General features: G+C 70.9%; 20 protein-coding genes. 11 read left to right on the top strand and 9 right to left on the bottom strand.

Annotated features, from left to right (window positions below; all coding sequences use genetic code 11):
• Positions 1-7 precede the first annotated feature (7 nt).
• Positions 8-1,012 carry an NAD-dependent epimerase/dehydratase family protein gene (locus OG524_RS24660; protein WP_405811680.1) on the bottom strand — a complete coding sequence of 335 codons (1,005 nt, stop codon included), beginning with the start codon at positions 1,010-1,012 and terminating at the stop codon, positions 8-10.
• Positions 1,013-1,109: 97 nt separating this feature from the next.
• Positions 1,110-2,063, bottom strand: a complete 954-nt coding sequence (locus tag OG524_RS24655; RefSeq protein WP_405811679.1) for a LysR substrate-binding domain-containing protein — start codon at positions 2,061-2,063, stop codon at positions 1,110-1,112.
• 277 nt (positions 2,064-2,340) lie between these two features.
• On the opposite strand from OG524_RS24655, the gene snpA reads away from it, so the two are divergent.
• On the top strand, positions 2,341-2,997 hold the full coding sequence (gene snpA, locus OG524_RS24650) for a snapalysin (protein ID WP_405388685.1): 657 nt from the start codon (positions 2,341-2,343) through the stop codon (positions 2,995-2,997).
• 60 nt (positions 2,998-3,057) lie between these two features.
• Here snpA and OG524_RS24645 read toward each other — a convergent pair whose 3' ends face one another.
• The 4 genes from OG524_RS24645 to OG524_RS24630 form a co-directional block, all read right to left on the bottom strand.
• A complete protein-coding gene (locus OG524_RS24645) occupies positions 3,058-3,726 on the bottom strand; it encodes a DUF6304 family protein (protein ID WP_405388686.1) in 669 nt (222 codons plus the stop codon).
• Positions 3,727-3,802: 76 nt separating this feature from the next.
• Positions 3,803-4,399 (bottom strand): GNAT family N-acetyltransferase, encoded by a 597-nt coding sequence (locus OG524_RS24640; protein ID WP_405388687.1) that lies wholly within the window; start codon positions 4,397-4,399, stop codon positions 3,803-3,805.
• Positions 4,400-4,493: 94 nt separating this feature from the next.
• On the bottom strand, positions 4,494-5,537 hold the full coding sequence (locus OG524_RS24635) for a family 2 encapsulin nanocompartment cargo protein polyprenyl transferase (RefSeq protein WP_405812496.1): 1,044 nt from the start codon (positions 5,535-5,537) through the stop codon (positions 4,494-4,496).
• 99 nt (positions 5,538-5,636) lie between these two features.
• A complete protein-coding gene (locus tag OG524_RS24630) occupies positions 5,637-7,043 on the bottom strand; it encodes a family 2B encapsulin nanocompartment shell protein (protein ID WP_405388688.1) in 1,407 nt (468 codons plus the stop codon).
• A 177-nt stretch (positions 7,044-7,220) separates the two neighbouring features.
• On the opposite strand from OG524_RS24630, the gene OG524_RS24625 reads away from it, so the two are divergent.
• From OG524_RS24625 to OG524_RS24610, 4 genes are all read left to right on the top strand, one after another.
• Positions 7,221-7,673 carry an RrF2 family transcriptional regulator gene (locus tag OG524_RS24625; RefSeq protein WP_405388689.1) on the top strand — a complete coding sequence of 151 codons (453 nt, stop codon included), beginning with the start codon at positions 7,221-7,223 and terminating at the stop codon, positions 7,671-7,673.
• Between the two features lie 108 nt (positions 7,674-7,781).
• Positions 7,782-8,978 carry a globin domain-containing protein gene (locus tag OG524_RS24620; protein ID WP_405388690.1) on the top strand — a complete coding sequence of 399 codons (1,197 nt, stop codon included), beginning with the start codon at positions 7,782-7,784 and terminating at the stop codon, positions 8,976-8,978.
• 127 nt (positions 8,979-9,105) lie between these two features.
• Positions 9,106-9,696, top strand: coding sequence for an N-acetylmuramoyl-L-alanine amidase (locus OG524_RS24615; protein WP_405388691.1), 591 nt, complete (start codon positions 9,106-9,108; stop codon positions 9,694-9,696).
• Between the two features lie 47 nt (positions 9,697-9,743).
• Positions 9,744-10,691 carry a 1-aminocyclopropane-1-carboxylate deaminase/D-cysteine desulfhydrase gene (locus OG524_RS24610; RefSeq protein WP_405811678.1) on the top strand — a complete coding sequence of 316 codons (948 nt, stop codon included), beginning with the start codon at positions 9,744-9,746 and terminating at the stop codon, positions 10,689-10,691.
• Here the strand turns inward: OG524_RS24610 and OG524_RS24605 are convergent.
• Positions 10,667-12,268: a Na+/H+ antiporter gene (locus OG524_RS24605; protein ID WP_405388693.1), complete on the bottom strand. Its 1,602-nt coding sequence runs from the start codon at positions 12,266-12,268 to the stop codon at positions 10,667-10,669. The genes OG524_RS24610 and OG524_RS24605 overlap by 25 nt on opposite strands.
• 35 nt (positions 12,269-12,303) lie before the next feature.
• Here OG524_RS24605 and OG524_RS24600 point away from each other — a divergent pair, with 35 nt between their 5' ends.
• The 3 genes from OG524_RS24600 (at position 12,304) to OG524_RS24590 (ending at position 14,159) form a co-directional block, all read left to right on the top strand.
• Complete coding sequence (locus tag OG524_RS24600) at positions 12,304-12,564, top strand: UBP-type zinc finger domain-containing protein (protein WP_405388694.1); 261 nt, start codon at positions 12,304-12,306, stop codon at positions 12,562-12,564.
• Between the two features lie 231 nt (positions 12,565-12,795).
• Positions 12,796-13,209, top strand: a complete 414-nt coding sequence (locus OG524_RS24595; RefSeq protein WP_003966375.1) for an anti-sigma regulatory factor — start codon at positions 12,796-12,798, stop codon at positions 13,207-13,209.
• A gap of 23 nt (positions 13,210-13,232) precedes the next feature.
• The gene (locus tag OG524_RS24590; RefSeq protein WP_405388695.1) at positions 13,233-14,159 is read left to right on the top strand and encodes an RNA polymerase sigma factor SigF; all 927 of its coding nucleotides are present in this window, start codon (positions 13,233-13,235) and stop codon (positions 14,157-14,159) included.
• Positions 14,160-14,225: 66 nt separating this feature from the next.
• Here the strand turns inward: OG524_RS24590 and OG524_RS24585 are convergent, their stop codons facing one another.
• Positions 14,226-14,678, bottom strand: a complete 453-nt coding sequence (locus tag OG524_RS24585) for a hypothetical protein (protein ID WP_405388696.1) — start codon at positions 14,676-14,678, stop codon at positions 14,226-14,228.
• A 149-nt stretch (positions 14,679-14,827) separates the two neighbouring features.
• On the opposite strand from OG524_RS24585, the gene OG524_RS24580 reads away from it, so the two are divergent.
• Together OG524_RS24580 and OG524_RS24575 are read left to right on the top strand one after the other, a co-directional pair.
• The gene (locus OG524_RS24580) at positions 14,828-15,796 is read left to right on the top strand and encodes a diacylglycerol/lipid kinase family protein (RefSeq protein ID WP_405811677.1); all 969 of its coding nucleotides are present in this window, start codon (positions 14,828-14,830) and stop codon (positions 15,794-15,796) included.
• A gap of 320 nt (positions 15,797-16,116) precedes the next feature.
• Positions 16,117-16,374, top strand: a complete 258-nt coding sequence (locus OG524_RS24575) for a WhiB family transcriptional regulator (protein WP_003953983.1) — start codon at positions 16,117-16,119, stop codon at positions 16,372-16,374.
• 171 nt (positions 16,375-16,545) lie between these two features.
• On the opposite strand, the gene OG524_RS24570 is transcribed toward OG524_RS24575, so the two are convergent.
• Positions 16,546-18,012 carry a sensor histidine kinase gene (locus tag OG524_RS24570; RefSeq protein ID WP_405393107.1) on the bottom strand — a complete coding sequence of 489 codons (1,467 nt, stop codon included), beginning with the start codon at positions 18,010-18,012 and terminating at the stop codon, positions 16,546-16,548.
• A 682-nt stretch (positions 18,013-18,694) separates the two neighbouring features.
• On the opposite strand from OG524_RS24570, the gene nagB reads away from it, so the two are divergent.
• A complete protein-coding gene (nagB, locus tag OG524_RS24565; RefSeq protein WP_405388698.1) occupies positions 18,695-19,480 on the top strand; it encodes a glucosamine-6-phosphate deaminase in 786 nt (261 codons plus the stop codon).
• Positions 19,481-19,532: the final 52 nt, after the last annotated feature.

Raw genomic sequence — 19,532 nt, 5'->3', positions numbered from 1 at the left:
GGCCACGCTAAGCGCTTCCGGGCGCCGCGAGGAGCTTCGCCTCGGTCCGCGCGTCAAGGCCGAGCGCCGGCCGGTCCGGCCGCTGCGGCGCCGTGCCACCCAGCTCACACAGCCATGACCAGGTGTCGGCGACCGTCTCACCGACGGGTCTGCAGCGCAGTCCCGCCGCATGCGCCTTCCGGGTGTCGCCGCGGTGCAGGGTGTCGTGGAGCTCCCCGGCGGGCAGCCAGACCGGCAGATCCGTCCAGGGCTCGACACCTGCCGCGAGGAGGACCTCCGGATCGGTCCAGCGCAGCTCGGCCCCGGAACCGGTGGCCCGGACACAGGCGTCGAGCAACTCCCCCATGGTGGTGTGCCCGGGACGGCTGACCGTGTTGTACGCCCCGCCCAGGCCGTCCGCCGCGGCGTCCAGCAGCCACTCCGCCAGGTCGCGGGCGTCGATGTACTGGAGCCCGGCGTCCGGTGGGCCCGGCGCGATCACCGGGCCGCCCCGGGCCACCCGGTTCAGCCACCAGGGCAGCCTGCCCACGTTCTCCCCGGGACCGAGGATCAGGCCGGCCCGGGCCAGCAGCGCCCGGTCGCCGAAGGCGTCCAGCGCCGCCAGCTCCCCGCCGCGCTTGGCCAGGGCGTACGGAACGTCCGCTCCCGCGTCGGGCGAGGCGCCGGTCACCAGCGGCCCGTCCTCCGTCAGTCCGGCCGGGGTGGGAGCGGCGTACACGGAGCGGCTGGAGACGTATACGAAGCGGTCGGCCCGGCCGGACAGCAGCCTGGCGGCGTCCCGGACGGCCGCGGGCGCGCCGCTCCAGGTGTCGACGACGAGGTCCCACGTGCCCTCGGCCAGGGCGGCGAGGCCCGCCTCGCCCGTCGTTCGGTCACCGGTCAGCGCGCGCACGCCCGGCGGTGGCGCGTGACGGCCCCGGTGGAACACGGTGACCTGCGCTCCCCGGGTGAGCGCCGCGTCGGTGACGGCTCGTCCGACGAACTCCGTGCCGCCCAGCATCAAGATCTTCATGGAGTGGTCCTGCCCGTGCGGACCTGTCCGGAAAACGGTGCCTCGCTGTCGGCAGAACGGGGAACTTTCCCGGGCGGCCGGACTCCTGCGGGGAGAGTCAGGGCAGGTGTGCGAGAGGGCTGCGATGGCGCAGCAGCCACCGGTGGTAGTCCGCCGCCCGCCCGGCCGCCTCACGGTAGGCCGCCTCCAGCTCCCCGTACACGGCGTCCGTGTCCGCGCCCGGCCGGGAGACCAGCAGAAGCCGCACGGCCAGCGGATCGCCGCGCAGGGGACGGATCGCCATGTCGTCGCGTGGACCCGACGTGGGCTGGCAGGGGGCCACCGCCTCGCCGAGCACCACCAGCGAGGCCGCCGTGAGGTAGTCGCCGTGCAGCACGGGCGGATCGAGGCCGGCGGCGCCCAGGACCCGGCGGACCCCGTCCCACTCGCCGTCCACCGACGGGTCGACCATCCAGCGGTCGGTGGCCAGGTCGTCGAGGTCCACCACGGAACGGCCGGCCGCCGGATGGTCGCGGGACAGGGAGATGAACTGCGGCTCACGGTCCAGGAGTACACGCTGCCGCAGGCCGTCCGGAACGGGCAGCGGACAGCCCTCCACCTCGTGCACGAAGGCCACGTCCAGCCGGCCGGCCGCCACCGCGCCCAGCAGCGCGCGGGCCGAGACATCGACCCGCAGCGAGATGTCGGTCCCCGGCAGGCGCACCCGCAGCCTGCGCAGCCAGCCGCCGATGACCCGGCTGGCGGTGGACCCGATGCGCAGACGAGGGCCACCGGACCGGGCGGCTTCGGCCTCCGCCATCGCCGCACCGACGAGTGCGGACATGCCGTCCACCAAGGGGCGGGCCCGGCTGAGGACGGCGCGTCCTAGCAGGGTGGGGCGGCAGCCGGTCCGTTCACGGCGGAACAGCTCCGCGCCCATCGACTTCTCGATCCGCTGGAGCTGGGTGGTCAGCGAGGGCTGGCTGACGCCCAGCCGCCGGGCCGCTTGGTGCAGGCTGCCCGTGTCGGCGATGGCGCAGAGCGCCTTGAGGTGCCTCACCTCCAGCTCCATGACGCCGAGCGTATGGCTGTTCGCACACCGGGCACCAGATGGCGCAACCCCACTAAACGCACCGATTCAGGGGGTGTTGGGGCGACCCGCGTGTGCCGGTGCTGTGCGGTTTCTGTGGGGGCGATAGGGCGGCGTTATCGCCGGTTGACATCATCCGCCGGAGCACCGTCGGGCCCGACACTCTGTCCGTACCCCCCACCCGTTCCCCGTCCGGTCGCCGGACGGGGTTCATCGGACAGGTTGGAGAACCCCCGTGAGACACCCCAGGACAGCCATCATGTCGGCCGTGGCAGGTCTCGGTCTCGGCCTCGCCGCCGCGCTGGGCACCACCCCGGCGGTCGCCGCCGCACCGGCTCCTGTCGCACCCTCCGCCTCCGTCTCCACCGCGCAGGCCGGCTATGCCGCGTACGCCGGTTCGAGCGAGAACGCCGCCGCCAACAAGGCCTTCTTCGACGCCGTGATGAAGTCGGTCGCCGAGAAGCGCGCCGCCAAGCCGGGCGTCCAGGCCGTCACCGTCGTCTACAGCACCACGAACGCCCCCAGGTTCCGCAGCCAGATAGCGAGCAGCACCAGCATCTGGAACAGCTCGGTCAGCAACGTCAAGCTGCAGGAGGGCTCGAACGCCGACTTCGCCTACTACGAGGGCAACGACTCACGAGGCTCGTACGCGAGCACGGACGGGCACGGAAGCGGCTACATCTTCCTCGACTACGCCCAGAACCAGCAGTACAACTCGACCCGGGTCACGGCTCACGAGACCGGGCACGTGCTCGGGCTGCCCGACCACTACACCGGCCCGTGCAGCGAGCTCATGTCGGGCGGCGGCCCCGGCACCTCCTGCACGAACGCCTACCCGAACGCCAACGAGCGCTCGCGGGTGAACTACCTCTGGCAGAACGGCTTCGCGGCCGCTCTCGCCGCAGCCACCTCCTGACCGGCACCGGTGGGGCCGCTCCTGCCCCGGAGCGGCCCCACCGGCATGCCGGGGACGCCGTCAGGCGAGCTCCAGCGGGAAGGCGCCCCGGTGACCGGTGCCCGCCCCCTCCGCCGGACGCGGCTCGAACTCCCTGCAGCTCCATATCTCCTGGACGAATCCCGTCCGCCGTTCCCACAGGTCGGCGACATCACCGCCGCCCGCCGCGTCGCGGTACGCGTCCTTCGCCCCGCGGAAACAGGCGAGTCCGCCGGAGAGACCGCGCAGGGGCGTGGGGAAGTAGTCGGAGAAGGCACAGGCGATACAGGTCTGCAGGTGTATGCCCGGCGGGAGGATGCGCTGGACCGTGGCCAGCGCGGCCGCGAAGTCGCCCTCGGCGCGGTTGGATTCGTACACCGCCCCGTCCAGGTGAAGCGCGAGGTACAGATCGGGGTCCGCGCGGCGCAGGGACAGCAGGCAGCTGAGCGTGGCCTGGCGAAGGGTGCCGGAGACGAGCACCGGGATCGGGAGGTCCCACTCCAGTACGCAGTCACTGAGCGCGCCGTCGACCAGGTCGAACACACCCTTCTCGGGCGGTACGCCGGCCACGGGGCACAGACCGTCGAAGCTCACGCCCTCGAAGTCGGTATCCCTGACCCGGATGCGGAGCTGCTGTCCGTCCGTGGTGAGAATCACGGCCGCGGAACCATGACGGTCCCGGTACCAGCCTGCCCACGACTCATCTGTCATGAGCAGGGACTGTAGCCCGTGTCCGGTGCCCGCCCTGTGGCGCCCTCCCCTTCCGTGCCCTTCGCCTGAGTGCCGATCAGCCGTTCCGCGGCTCGCGCCACATGGGCCACATGGAAGGCCCGTCCGGAAGGTCGACGGTCCGCCCCACGAAGGTGAAACCGAGCCGCTCGTAGAGGCCGCGGCTGCGCTCGCTGCTCGCCTCCAGATAGGCCGGGACCCCCTCGCGGTCGCATCGCTCCAGCACCCCGCTGATCAGCGCTTCCCCGATCCCTTCCCCCTGGCGCTCCGGGGAGACGCCGATCAGCAGCAGGTACTCGTGTGCCCGGTCGTGCGGATGGACCGCGCCCGTCAGCCTCCCCACCAGCTCGGCCCGTTCGTTGTCGGGGTCCGAGGCCTCCCGCATGCGTGCGGGCGCGTCCCCGTCCCCCTCGGGTGCGCCCGCGGGCACGGAGAACCAGAGTGCCGCGGCCGTGCCGTCCTCCAGCAGGTCGATACGGCCTCCCGCCAGCGTGATGTCGGCGAAGACCCCGAGGAACGTCCCGTGCACCGCGCGCCGGTGTTCCTCGTCCGGGAAGACCCAACTGCTGACCGGATCGTCGTGCAAGGCCTCCTCCAGGATCCGCACGACCTGATCCCTGTCCCGCCCGTCCCCCCGCCGTACGCGTACGCCCATGCGCCCCGCCCCCATCGACCCCTGTGGAAGTGATCCCAACCGACTTACGGGATCCTAGAGTTGAACCGGGGCGTCGGTCACAGACCGGTGGCTCTCAGTGTGTTCTGCGGGTGACGAACTCCGCGAGGGCCAGCAGGTCGCCGACTGCGGCCGGATCGGGCACCGCACGGGACAGATGATGGACGGCGCGGGCCATCCGGTCCGCCGCGCAGATCTGTGCCCAGTCACGGCCGCCCGCCCGGTCGACCGCGTCCGCGGCCCGGCTCACCTCGCCCGGGGTGTCCATGGCGCCCCGGTAGAGCGCGGCGAGCTCCACTGCCGCGGGTGTACCCGACGTGAGGGCCGCCACCACCGGCAGGGACTTCTTGTGGGCCGCCAGATCCGCCCCGACCGGTTTGCCCGTGCGGGCGGTGTCCCCCCAGATGCCGATCAGATCGTCGATGAGCTGGAAGGCGAGTCCCGCCTCCCTGCCGAAGCCGTCCATGGCCCCGGCCGCCCGTTCCCCCGCTCCCGCGTAGAGCGCGCCGAGCGCACAGGCACAGCCCAGCAGGGCACCGGTCTTCGCGGTGGCCATCGTGAGGCACTCGTCGAGTGTGACGTCGTCGGGGCCGCGCTCCTCCAGGGCGCAGTCGGCCTGTTGTCCCGCGCACAGCTCGATGATGCAGGTGGAGAGCCGCGCCGAGGCCCGGCCGGACTCGGGGTGCGGGTCGTCCGCCAGCATCCGCTGGGCGAGGGCGAGCATCGCGTCGCCCGTGATGACCGCGTCCGGCACACCGAACACGGCCCAGGCCGTGGGCCGGTGCCTGCGGGTGGCGTCCTCGTCGATGACGTCGTCGTGGAGCAGCGTGAAGTTGTGCGCCAGCTCCACGGCGACGGCTGCCCGCATCGCCGCTTCCTGGTCGCCGCCCAGCGCGCGGGCGGCGGCCAGGACGAGCGCGGGCCTGATGGCTTTGCCTGCCTGCCCGGAGGCAGGGCTTCCGTCGGCGTTCTGCCAGCCGAAGTGGTACATCGCGACCCGGCGTATGCCCCCGGGCAACGATTCCACGGCCGCGCGGAGATGCGGATCGACGATGCTGCGGGTGCGCTCCAGGAGCGCGGCAGCCTCGTGTCCTTCGGTCGCGGCGTCCGTACTCGTCATGGTCACGGTCACTCCTTCCGGGCGCCACGGAGGCACCTTGGTGGCGGCCTGCGCGTACGGGGCCCGGGCGGGCGGCCGGCCGCCCGGGCCCCGGGAGGGTTACCGCCAGCGGCTCACCTCGACGTTCTCCAGGACTCCGAGGGCGTCGGGCACCAGCACGGCCGCGGAGTAGTAGGCCGTCACCAGGTACGAGATGATCGCCTGCTCGTCGATGCCCATGAACCGGACCGACAGGCTCGGCTCGATCTCGTCCGGGATACCGCTCTGCTGCAGCCCGATGACACCCTGGTCCGCCTCACCGGTCCGCATGCAGATGATCGACGTGGTGCGGGCGTCGGTGACAGGGATCTTGTTGCACGGGAAGATCGGGACCCCGCGCCAGGCCGGCACGTGGTGTCCGCCGACCTCCACGCGCTCCGGCACCAGTCCGCGCCTGTTGCACTCGCGGCCGAAGGCGGCGATGGCCCGCGGATGGGCGAGGAACAGCTTCGACCCGCGTCGGCGCGACAGCAGCTCGTCCATGTCGTCGGGGCCGGGTGCCCCGTCGTGGGGCTGGAGCCGCTGCCCGTAATCGCAGTTGTTGAGCAGCCCGAACTCCCGGTTGTTGATGAGCTCGTGCTCCTGGCGCTCGCGCAGCGCCTCGACCGTCAGCCGCAGCTGCTGCTCGGTCTGGTTCATCGGCTGGTTGTAGAGGTCGGCGACCCTGCTGTGGACCTTCAGCACCGTCTGGGCGACGCTCAGTTCGTACTCGCGCGGTGCCGACTCGTAGTCGACGAAGGTGTGCGGGACGACGCTCTCGCCCACATGTCCCGCCGAGAGGTCGATCGCCGCCTCTCCGTAGCCGTTGGTGCGCTGGTGCGGAATGGCGAGCAGCCCGGCCAGGTGGTCCCTGAGGGAGTCGGCGCGGTCGGCCAGGTTGAGCACGTCCGAACGCCGCAGCGTGAGCAGGGTGCAGGCGGTCACGGCACGGGCCGTGTACTCCCATGCCGCATCGCCGTGGACCAGCGCGTGGTCACCGAAGTAGGCGCCGTCGGCCAGGACCCCGAGCACCGTCTCGTCGCCGTACGGCCCGGAGCCGACCTTCTCGACCTTGCCGTGGGCCAGCAGGTAGACACGGTCCGCCGCGTCGCCCGACGTGGCGAGCACCTCACCGGGGCCCGCCTCGGTCTGCTCGCACCTGCGCGCCAGCTCCGCCAGGACCTCCTCGTCCCCGAAGTCCCGCAGGGCGGGCAGCTCGCCGAGCTCTGCGGGAATGACCGTCACCTGGTCGCCCGTCTGGACAAACGTCACCCTGCCGTCCCCGACCGAGTAGCTCAGCCGGCGGTTCACGCGGTATGTGCCGCCCTGCACCTGGACCCACGGCAGCATGCGCAGCAGCCACCGGGAGCTGATCTCCTGCATCTGCGGGGCGGACTTGGTCGTCGTCGCGAGGTTCCGCGCAGCTGCCGTACCGAGACTCTGCTGCGGCGGCTGCTGCGTGTCGCGAACCTCTTCACCAACGGACATCCGACATCCTCTCGATCATGGACTGACCTGCGGAAGAAGCCTGTCAGCAGGAGGACTCGGAGCGCTATTACACAAAAGAGTGTGACTAATCGGGCTCCTGCCGGGGCACGCTGCCCTGCGCCGCCGTGCGCACTTCTTAATTTGCATCACCAATGCAACTTATCTAGGATGCGTCACATGCGGCTGACGAGATTCACCGACGTGGCGCTCCGCGTGCTCATGCGCCTGGCCGTCGCGTCGGGGAGCGAGGACCCGCCGACCACCCGGGAGGTGGCGGCCACCATGCAGGTGCCCTACACCCACGCGGCCAAGGTCGTCGCCCGCCTCCAGCATCTCGGGCTGGTCGACGCGCGACGCGGCCGCGGAGGCGGACTCGCCCTCACCGAAGCCGGCCGGTCCGCGTCCATCGGCGGACTCGTGCGACAGCTCGAAGGCCCGGGCGAGGTCGTCGACTGCGACGGGGACACCCCCTGCCCGCTGCGCTCCGCCTGCCGGCTACGCTCCGCGCTCCACCTGGCCGAGGAGGCCTTCTACGCCTCACTCGACCCGATCACGGTCGCGGATCTCGTCTCCTCCCCCACCGGCCCGCTGCTGATCGGTATCAGTACCGGCCGCCCCGCCCCCACCTGACCGCGCGCACCCCCACCGCGCGCACCGACCGCCGCCCAAAAATGTGCATCTGAGATACCAATTTCAGTCGCCTTCATCCGCACCTCTTCCACACCCGAGGAGTCATCGATGCTCTCCGAGACGTCGACCGCCACTGTCCGAGCCACCCTGCCCGCCGTCGGGGCGGCCATAGGTGACATCGCGGACCTCTTCTACCAGAAGCTCTTCGACGCCCACCCGGAGCTGCTCAACGACCTGTTCAACCGGGGCAACCAGGCCTCGGGTACCCAGCGTCAGGCGCTCGCGGGCTCCATCGCGGCCTTCGCCGCCCACCTGATCGAACACCCGGACACCCGCCCCGACGTGATGCTGAGCCGCATCGCCAACAAGCACGCCTCCCTGGGCGTCACCGCCCCGCAGTACGAGGTCGTGCACACCCATCTCTTCGCCGCCATCGCCGAGGTGCTCGGCGACGCGGTCACCCCCGAGGTCGCCGCAGCCTGGGACGAGGTCTACTGGCTGATGGCCAACGCCCTGGTCGCCATCGAGAACCGGCTGTACGCACAACAGGGCGTCGAGGCGGGCGACGTGTGGCGCGAGTGGACGGTGAGTTCACGGACCGAGGAGACCGAGGACGTGGCCACATTCCGGATCGTCCCGGCCGACGGTACGCCCGCCCCCGGCTTCCGCCCCGGCCAGTACGTCTCCGTACAGGTGGAACTCCCCGACGGGGCCCACCAGATACGCCAGTACAGCCTCTCCTGCGCACCGGGATCCACCCTGCGCTCCTTCTCCGTCAAGCGGGTGCGGGGCGAAGGCACCCCCGACGGCGAGGTGTCCCGGCACCTGCACGCGCACGTCCGCGAGGGTGATCGGCTGCGCGTCTCCGCCCCGTACGGCGACCTGGTGATCGAGGACGGGGACGCACCGTTGCTCCTCGCCTCCGCAGGCATCGGCTGCACTCCGATCCTGTCGATGCTGGAGGCCCTGGCCGCCGACGGACACGGCTCCCCCGTCACCGTCGTGCACGGCGACCGGTCGCCCGCCGACCACGCCCTGCGCGCCGACCACGCACTGCTCACCGGCAAGCTGCGGGACGGCACCGCGCACTTCTGGTACGAGACCCCCGAGCCCGGCCTCCCCGCGCAGCGCGCCGGCACGGTCGACCTGACGGACCTCGGGATCGCCCCGGGAACCCACGCCTACCTCTGCGGCCCCCTGCCCTTCATGCGCGCCGTCCGCTCCCAGCTGCTCTCCAAGGGCGTGGCGGCGGCCGACATCCACTACGAGGTGTTCGGCCCCGACCTGTGGCTCGCACAGGCCTGACCACCCACCGCCTGCTCGCGGCACTGTCCGGATCGGCTCGCACACCGTCCGAACAGGTAGACCGGAACATTGGATTCCGGTACAAGCACGGTAGGGACACGCTCCTCACGTACCGAAGGAGTCGGCCATGTCCTCACCCATGTCCGCGAGCAACTTCCTCAGGGCCCTGCAGGACGAAGGGCTCACCGTCGTCCACGTGGGCGACCGGCGTACGCACAACCGCAACCGCCAGGGCCCCTGGGGACCGGTGCACGGGGTGATGATCCATCACACCGTCACCGGAGGCACCGCCCGCACCGTGGGCATCTGCCGGGACGGCCACGAGGGGCTCCCCGGCCCGCTCTGCCACGGCGTGATCACCAAGGACGGCCGGGTCCACCTGGTCGGCTACGGACGCACCCACCACGCCGGGCTCGGCGACGACGACGTCATGCGCGCCGTCGTCGCCGAGAAGCGCCTCCCTGCGGACAACGAGGCCAACACCGACGGGAACCGGCACTTCTACGGCTTCGAGTGCGAGAATCTGGGCGACGGACAGGACCCCTGGCCCGCCGTCCAGCTCCAAGCCGTCGAGAAGGCCGCGGCAGCGGTCTGCCGCTTCCACGGCTGGGACGCCCCCTCGGTCATCGGGCACCGGGAGTGGCAGCCCGGCAAGGTCGACCCGCGCGGCTTCTCGATGGCCGGCCTGCGCACCCGGATCCACGACAGGCTGAAGTAGCCGCCTCACGAACAGCGGCACCGCCACCGGCGGCACACAATGGGTGCGTGCACCATGAAGCGCTCGACCTCTCCCGACTGCGGCCGGCTCTCCCCTCGCCCCTGCAGCCGGTCGAGGACGAGCGCTTCGCGCGCCACGGCGTGACCCTGCTGCTCAAGCGCGACGACCTGATCCACCCCGACCTGCCGGGCAACAAATGGCGCAAGCTCGCCCCGAATCTGCGGGCCGGCGCCGGCCGTACCGTACTGACCTTCGGCGGGGCCTACTCCAACCACCTGCGCGCGACGGCCGCCGCCGGACGGCTGCTCGGCTTCCCCACGGTCGGGGTCGTACGCGGCGACGAGCTGGCGGGCCGCCCCCTCAACCCCTCACTCGCGCAGTGCTCGGCCGACGGCATGCGACTGCACTTCGTCGACCGCGCGACGTACCGCGCGAAGGCCGCACCGGATGTCCTGGACGGCCTGCTGAGCCTCTTCGGGGAGTGCGAGGTCATACCTGAGGGTGGCAGCAACGCCCGCGCCGCACAGGGCTGTACGGAGCTCGGCCGGGAGCTGCGCGGGACGGCCGGGACGGTGGCGGTCGCCTGCGGCACCGGCGGCACCCTGGCGGGACTGGCGGCCGGACTCGGCCCGGAACAGCGCGCCCTGGGTATCCCGGTGCTGCGCGGCGGCTTCATGGGAGCGGCGGTGCGCGACCTGCAGCGGGCGGCGTTCGGCGGACCGGCCGGGCACTGGTCCCTGGACGAGCGCTTCCACTTCGGCGGCTACGCCCGCACACCCCCGGAACTGGGCGCCTTCGCGGACGACTTCGAGGACCGGCACGGCCTGCCCGTCGAGCGGCTCTACGTCGCCAAACTGCTGTACGCGCTGACCGTGCTGGCCGGGGAAGGGGCCTTCGCCCCGGGTTCCTCCGTCGCCGCCGTCGTCACCGGACGGCCCTGGCCCTCGGACGCCGACGGCGGCCCACGCGCCTACACCCCGTCCGACTCCCGGTAGGCTGCGGCCTCCTCCAGGTCGAGCCGGCGCAGCAGGGCACGCAGCATCTCGTCGTCGATCCGCCGCTCGTCCCTGAGCCGGACGAAGACCTCGCGCTCGGCCTCGATCATCTCCCTGGCCAGCCTCCGGTAGGTGTCGTCCGCCGACTCCCCGGTGACCGGGTTGGCCGCGCCGAGCCGCTCCCAGACCGCGTTGCGGCGGCGTTCCAGCACGGTGCGCAGCCGGTCGGCGAGGGGTCCCGGAAGCGCGTTGCGCCGATCGGACAGAAGTGCCTCCAGCCGCTCCTCGGCGGCCGTGGACGCCTCGCTCTGGGCCTGCGCCTCGGCCAGGGTCTCGGCCCGCGCGTCACGCCCCGGGAGCTTCAGCACACGTACCAGCAGAGGCAGGCTGAGCCCCTGGATGACCAGTGTCCCGATGACGGTCGTGAAGGTCAGGAAGAGCACCAGGTTGCGGGCCGGGAAGGCCTCCCCGTCGTGCATGACCAGCGGGATGGAGAAGGCGATGGCGAGGGAGACGACACCCCTCATGCCCGCCCAGGCGACGATCAGCGGCGAGGTCCACGGCATCGCGGGTTCGCGTTCCCTGATGCGCCTGGAGAGCCACAACGGCAGGTAGGTCGCCGGATAGACCCAGACGAAGCGCACCACGACGACGGCGACGAAGACTGCGACCGCGTACCAGAGGGCGTCGCCCACGCCGTAGGCGCCGAGGCCCTTGAGGACGAACGGCATCTGCAGTCCGATGAGCGCGAAGACCGCGGACTCCAGCACGAACGCGACCATCTTCCAGACCGCCGCCTCCTGGAGCCGCGTCGCGAAGTCGACCTGCCAGGAACGGTGTCCCAGGTACAGCGCGACGACGACGACGGCGAGCACCCCGGAGGCGTGCACCCGCTCCGCCGCCGCGTAGGCCACGAAGGGGATCAGCAGCGACAGGGTGTTCTGGAGCAGCGCCTCCTTGAGGTGGGTGCGCAGCCAGTGCAGCGGCACCATCAGCACCAGGCCGACGCCGACACCGCCGACGGCGGCCAGCAGGAACTCGCCGATGCCGGCGCCCCAGCTCATGCCCTCACCGATCGCGGCGGCGAGGGCCACCTTGAAGGCCGTGATCGCGGTGGCGTCGTTCACCAGGGACTCGCCCTGGAGAATCGTGGTGACCCGGGCGGGCAGACCTACCCGGCGGGCGATCGCGGCGGCCGTGACGGCGTCGGGCGGGGCGATCACCGCGCCGAGCACCAGTGCGGCGGTGAGCGGCAGGTCCGGCACGACCAGGTAGGCCAGCCAGCCGACGGCGACGGTCGCGAAGAGCACGTACCCGACGGAAAGCAGCGCGACGGGCCGCAGATTGGCCCGCAGGTCGAGATAGGAGCTGTCCACCGCGGCCGTGTACAGCAGCGGTGGCAGCAGCAGCGGCAGCACGACGTGCGCGTCCAGCGTGTAGTCCGGTACGCCCGGCAGGTAGGAGGCCATCAGCCCCACGGCCACCAGCAGCAGGGGTGCGGGCACCGGGGTCCGGCGTGCGGCCCCCGCGACCGCCGCACTGACCGCGACGAGTGCCACCAGCGGCAATGCGTCCATCTCACCGTCCTCGCATCCGACGTAACGTAGCCATCATGAGTGAGTGCCTGCATCTTCTCGAACTGCCGCGACCCGAGCCCGGCCCGCTCAGCGAGACCTGCGTGGAGTGCCTGGCGGCGGGCAGCCATCCCGTGCAGCTGCGGCTCTGCCTGGTCTGCGGACACGTCGGCTGCTGCGACTCGTCGCCCCTGAAGCACGCCACGGCACACTTCGAGGAGACGGGTCATCCGGTCATGCGCAGCTTCGAATGCGACGAGAGCTGGCGCTGGTGCTTCACGGACGGTTCGATCGTCTGACGTCTGGGTACGTCAAACCGGCGCCGGTTCTTCGCAATTGACCGCCGCAGACCCCTAGCCACTGTGCGTACTCAAGGGCTTACCATGAGTGACGGTCGGGGATGGGGTCTCGGCGACACGGCATCATGGGGCGCGATAGCGTCGCCGAACCACAGAACCGACGACAGACCGCACGGCTCCGGGCACTGGTCCCGGAGCCTCGAACGAGTTTGTGCCACCTTGGAGGTGAGGGTGTCCCAGATCGCAGGCGAGCCCGGGAATCAGGACTTCGTAGAGGTCCGACTGCCCGCTGCGGGTGCCTACCTGTCGGTGCTGCGTACGGCCACGGCCGGTCTCGCAGCGCGTTTGGACTTCACTCTCGACGAGATCGAGGATCTTCGCATCGCGGTCGACGAGGCCTGCGCGATCCTGCTCCAGCAGGCCGTGCCGGGTTCCGTCCTCAGCTGCGTCTTCCGCCTCGTCGACGATTCCCTCGAGGTGACCGTGTCGGCCCCCACGACGGACGGCCGCGCCCCCGAGCGCGACACCTTCGCCTGGACGGTGCTCTCCGCACTGGCCGGAAAGGTCGACTCCACGGTCGCCGACGACCGTACGGTCAGTATCAGCCTCTACAAACAGCGCGGCGCGGGACCCGGTCCGGCGTGAGCGACGGGAACGGGGACGGGCCTGTGCGGGACGAAACGATCCGGTCCGGGGCGGTGGGCCCAGCAGCCGTCCCGGAGCAGCAGGCCCGGCCGCACCCGGAGGACGGTACGGACGGGGCGCAAGGTCGTACGGTCGCGGTGGATCAGCCGCAGGCAGAGCGGGCGGGCCAGATGAGCGAGCACGGGCACCACGATCCACACGACCGCAGTGCGGCGCGGGCGCTCTTCATCGAGCTGCGGGAGCTTCCCGACGGCTCGCCGGAGAAAGCCGAGCTGCGCAACCGGCTGGTGCGCATGCACCTGCCGCTCGTGGAGCACCTGGCCCGCAGATTCCGCAACCGCGGCGAGCCGCTCGACGACCTCACCCAGGTCGCCACCATCGGACTGATCAAGTCGGTGGACCGGTTCGACCCGGACCGCGGCGTCGAGTTCTCGACGTACGCGACCCCCACGGTCGTCGGTGAGATCAAGCGCCACTTCCGTGACAAGGGCTGGGCGGTGCGGGTGCCGCGACGCCTCCAGGAGCTGCGGCTGTCGCTGACCACGGCCACCGCGGAGCTCTCCCAGCAGCACGGCCGTTCCCCGACGGTGCACGAGCTGGCGGAGCGCCTGGGCATCTCCGAGGAGGAGGTCCTGGAGGGGCTGGAATCAGCCAATGCCTACAGCACCCTCTCGCTGGACGTGCCGGACACGGACGACGAGTCGCCGGCCGTCGCGGACACGCTGGGCTCCGAGGACGAGGCGCTGGAAGGTGTCGAGTACAGGGAGTCGCTCAAGCCGCTGCTGGAGGACCTTCCGCCGCGCGAGAAGCGGATCCTGCTGCTGCGCTTCTTCGGCAACATGACCCAGTCGCAGATCGCGCAGGAGGTCGGCATCTCCCAGATGCACGTCTCCCGCCTCCTGGCCCGCACGCTCGCACAGCTGCGCGAGCGGCTCCTCGTCGAGGAGTAGTCGAGGAGTAACGGCACCGAGAAGCCGGGATCCAGGACGTACCCCGGGCGCCCGGGGTACGGGAGTTCAGGCTCCGGGGGTCGTCCGCGGCCCCCGGATGCCCAGCGCCCGCGTGGTCGTCGGGTCGAGCAGCAGCACGAGCGCCGTCACGGCGACCGCGGCGAGGGCGATCCCTGCGGGGATCAGCGCGCCCTGCGCCCGCAGCAGCGTCCAGGCCACCGGCAGCGCCATGATCTGCGTGATGAGGGCCGGACCGCGGCTCCAGCTGCGCCGCAGCAGCAGCCCACGGGCGGCGAACAGCGGAATCAGGCCGAGTGCCAGCAGGGTGAGCCCGCCCATCTCGGCCTGCTGCGGGCTGTCGGGGCGGCCGAGCAGCCCCATGACCAGCATGTAGATCCCGCCGGTGACGACCGCCGCGCCTTCGAGGGCGTTGAGTGCGGCCACGGCGGCGATCCGGCCCGGCTTCTCCGGGCGGCCGGCCGAGGGCGACGAGGACGGCGTGCTCTGCTGAGTGCTCACGCCCTTCAGACTGGCATCCCGGCCCGCCGGACGCGAAGCCGGGGCCGACGCCGACGTCTCACGGGACACCGGTCACCGTCCGTCACCGTCCGGGAACCCGGTGGATCCGGACTTCAGGGAGGTACCGCGCGGTAGGTACCCTGGCTGACATGCGCGCACTTCTCGTGGTCAACCCAGCTGCCACCACTACCAGTGCGCGGGTCCGTGACGTGCTGATCCACGCGCTGGCGAGCGAGATGAAGCTCGAAGCCGTGATGACGGAGTACCGGGGGCACGCCCGTGACCTGGGCCGACGAGCCGCGGACTCCGACGACATCGACCTGGTGGTCGCCCTCGGCGGCGACGGCACGGTCAACGAGGTGGTCAACGGGCTGCTGCACCGGGGGCCCGACAGGGACAGCCTGCCGAGCCTCGCCGTGGTTCCCGGCGGCTCCACCAATGTCTTCGCGCGCGCTCTGGGCATCCCCAACGACGCCGTGGAGGCGACCGGCGCCATCCTGGACGCCCTCGCCGACCGCAGCGAGCGCACGGTGGGGCTCGGCCTCGCAGTCGGCACCCCGGGCACGGCGGACGAGGCCGTTCCGGAACGTTGGTTCACTTTCTGTGCCGGGCTCGGATTCGACGCGGGAGTCCTCGGCCGGGTCGAACAGAAACGCGAACGCGGCAAGCGCTCGACCCATCCCCTGTACGTGCGCCAGGTGGTCCGCCAGTTCATGGAGGAACCGCACCGGCGCAACGGCCTGATCACCCTGGACGTACCCGGCCAGGACCCGGTGACGGACCTCGCGCTGTCCATCATCTGCAACACCGCACCCTGGACCTACCTGGGGAATCGTCCGATGTACGCCGCTCCCAAGGCGTCCTTCGACACCGGCCTGGACATCCTCGGACTGAAGCGGCTCACCACCCCCGCGGTGGCCCGGTACGCGACGCAGCTGCTCACTTCGAGCCCCGAGAAGGGCCCGCACGGCAAGCACGCCGTCTCCTTCCACGACCTCGCCGACTTCACCTTGCATTCAAAGGCGCCACTGCCCTTCCAGATGGACGGTGACCACCTGGGACTGCGTACGAGCGTGACGTTCACAGGCGTACGCCGTGCACTGCGTGTGATTGTGTGAGTGGAAGGCCCCAAAGTCCTTTAACTCGAACGTTTGGGCTGGCCCCCACCCCTTAGAAGTACGGCTGTGACCTAGTCGACACCGAGGAATCAAAAAAAACTTTCCAGAAGGGGTTGTATCCGCCGCCGAGGTTTGCGAATCTCTACATGGCGATCGGGACAGCCCGCAACATCGGCATCCACTGAGAGCCAGAACCCCTCCTCACCACAACAGGACCACAACCAGTTCATCTGGGCGTCGGACCTTCGTCTGCGGGGGGATTCGTGAAAGCGTTCACATTCACAAGCATCAGCAAGTAATACCAAGGAGAGGTAGCAGCCATGGACTGGCGTCACAACGCCGTTTGTCGTGAGGAAGACCCGGAGCTGTTCTTCCCCATCGGCAACACCGGTCCTGCGCTGCTGCAGATCGAGGAAGCCAAGGCCGTCTGCCGTCGCTGCCCCGTCATGGAGCAGTGCCTGCAGTGGGCGCTCGAGTCCGGCCAGGACTCCGGCGTCTGGGGTGGCCTCAGCGAGGACGAGCGCCGCGCAATGAAGCGCCGTGCCGCTCGCAACCGGGCGCGTAACGCCAGCGCCTGACCGACGCCCCCCGCACGACGAGCCTCAGCCAGGCGGCGCGTACAGAGCGTACGCACAGCCCCGCCTTCGAGTCGCAGCGCGCAGTACCCCCGAAGCGCATCGCATCGTGAGCACCACGCAGTGGGCCCGGACCGTCACCACGGTCCGGGCCCACTGTGCTGTGCGGTGCGGTTATTTGTCGTTCCGGACCGGGATGTCGAGCACGACCTGTGTGCCGCGCTCGGGGGCCGGGACCATGCCGAAGGTGCCGCCCAGTTCACCCTCCACCAGCGTCCGCACGATCTGCAGACCCAGATTGCCGGCCCGCTGCGGATCGAATCCTTCGGGCAGACCGCACCCGTCGTCCGCCACGGTGATCAGCAGCCGGCCCTCGGTCGGTGACCCGCCGCGCACCGCGGACACCTCCACCGTGCCGCGTTCGGCCGGGGTGAACGCGTGCTCCAGCGCGTTCTGCAGGACCTCGGTGAGCACCATCGAGAGCGGAGTGGCCACTTCCGCGTCCAGGATCCCGAAGCGTCCCGTACGGCGGCAGGTGACCTTGCCGGGTGAGATCTCCGAGACCATCGCGATGACCCGGTCGGCGATCTCGTCGAACTCGACCCGCTCGTCCAGATTCTGGGACAGCGTCTCATGCACGATCGCGATCGAACCGACGCGCCGTACGGCCTCGTTGAGCGCCTCGCGGCCCTGTTCCGAATCCATCCGGCGGGCCTGGAGACGCAACAGGGCTGCCACCGTCTGGAGGTTGTTCTTCACCCGGTGGTGGATCTCCCGGATGGTGGCGTCCTTCGTGATCAACTCCCGCTCGCGACGGCGAAGTTCCGTGACGTCCCGGAGCAGGACCAGCGAACCGATGCGGACGCCCTTGGGTTTGAGCGGGATCGCCCGCAGCTGGATCACCCCGCCGGCACCCTCGACCTCGAACTCCCGGGGCGCGTATCCGCTGGCCACCTTGACCAGGGCCTCGTCCACCGGCCCTCGCGAGGGGGCGAGCTCGGCGGTGGTCGCGCCGAGGTGGTGGCCGACCAGGTCGGAGGCGAGGCCGAGACGATGGTAGGCGGAGAGGCCGTTGGGGCTGGCGTACTGGACGACGCCGTCGGCGTCGAGCCTGATCAGCCCGTCGCCGACCCGCGGCGACGCGTCCATGTCGACCTGCTGGCCCGGGAACGGGAAGGATCCGGCGGCGATCATCTGCGCCAGGTCGGAGGCGGACTGGAGGTAGGTGAGCTCCAGCCGGGACGGGGTGCGCACCGTGAGGAGGTTGGTGTTGCGGGCGATGACACCGAGGATGCGGCCCTCCCTGCGTACGGGGATGGACTCGACCCGTACGGGGACCTCCTCCCGCCACTCCGGGTCCCCCTCGCGCACGATCCGGCCCTCGTCCAGGGCCGCGTCCAGCAGCGGACGGCGGCCGCGCGGCACCAGGTGGCCGACCATGTCGTCCTGGTAGGAGGTGGGACCGGTGTTGGGCCGCATCTGCGCCACGGACACATAGCGGGTCCCGTCGCGGGTGGGCACCCACAGGACGAGGTCGGCGAAGGACAGGTCGGAGAGCAGCTGCCACTCCGAGACCAGCAGATGGAGCCACTCGAGGTCGGTGTCACTCAGGGCTGTGTGCTGGCGGACAAGGTCGTTCATGGAGGGCACGTGTGCGAGCGTACCTGTGGATACGCAGAGGTTCCGAACCGATCGGCCCGCGTATACGTGACACCGGCAGGAGCGGCGCCGCCATGACCGGCGAGAAGCGCCCGTACGCGGAATCTCCGGTCCTGTGGATAGACACGACCTATTGGTCTAGTCCACAATGCATGCTGTACGAACATCACTCCGTACCAGCATCATGTACAAGACAGACCTCCGCTCTCCCCGCACAGGAGGGCGGACCGAGGTATCCGGCGCTCTCTGCCCTGACTGCGCCGGTACCTCCAGTGGCCGGAGGCACCGCACACCGCCGGCCGGACAGCTCCGGGCTGCGGTGCCGGACGGGCCGAGGGTCCCGTCCCGGCGCCGCGGCCCGCGGGTGTTTCAGGGGCTGCCACGGGCGCCGCGGGCAGAACCCCGGGCCGATGAACGCGGACACCTGTGATGGATCCCGGCCGATGCACGCGGACACCTGCAACGGATCCCGGCCGATGAACGCGGACACCCCGCCCCGAGAAGGCACCCCCCTCACCGTCCGCCCGGGCCGGGCGCCCGCCGACGGGGCGACAAGGCCCGCACACGCGCGGACGGTTCACCTCCGCGACGGCCCCGTCTGCTAGATTGAACCCTATATTGGTCTATACCACATGACGCCACTCTCCAGATCGGCAGGCACAGCGTGGAAGTTGTCATCGTCCCGGACGCCACGGCAGGCGGCGAACTCATCGCGGAGGCCATCGGCGCCCTGTTGAGCCGCAAGCCCGACGCCCTGCTCGGCGTTGCCACCGGATCGACCCCGCTGCCCGTCTACCAGGCACTGACGGCGAAGGTCCGCTCCGGCGCCGTGAACGCCTCGCGTGCCCGCATCTGCCAGCTCGACGAGTACGTCGGACTGCCCGCCGGACACCCCGAGTCCTACCGCTCGGTGGTGCTGCGCGAGGTCGTCGAGCCGCTCGGCCTGTCCGAGGCGTCCTTCATGGGCCCCGACGGCACCGCCGAGGACGTCCAGGCCGCCTGCGAGGCGTACGACAAGGCGCTCGCCGAAGCCGGCGGGGTGGACCTCCAACTGCTCGGCATCGGCACCGACGGGCACATCGGCTTCAACGAGCCGTGTTCCTCGCTCGCCTCCCGCACCCGGATCAAGACGCTGACCGACCAGACCCGGATCGACAACGCGCGCTTCTTCGACGACGACATCGACCAGGTGCCCCGCCACGTCATCACCCAGGGCATCGGGACGATCCTGGAGTCCCGCCACCCGATCCTGCTGGCCACGGGCGAGGGCAAGGCGGACGCCGTGGCCCAGACCGTCGAGGGCCCGATCGCCTCGATCGTGCCGGCGTCGGCACTGCAGCTGCACCCGCACGCCACGGTGGTGGTCGACGAGGCCGCCGCGTCGAAGCTGAAGCTCGCGGACTACTTCCGTGCCACGTACGCGGCGAAGCCGCATTGGCAGGGTCTGTAGGGCGTACGCCACGCATGAGGCCGGGCACCCCCGTCGGGGTGCCCGGCCTTCT

It is taken from the genome of Streptomyces sp. NBC_01520, from assembly GCF_045040375.1.
GTDB lineage: Bacteria > Actinomycetota > Actinomycetes > Streptomycetales > Streptomycetaceae > Streptomyces.
Note: the sequence above shows the minus strand (reverse complement) of the source record. Positions and strands in the feature narration are given on the sequence as shown.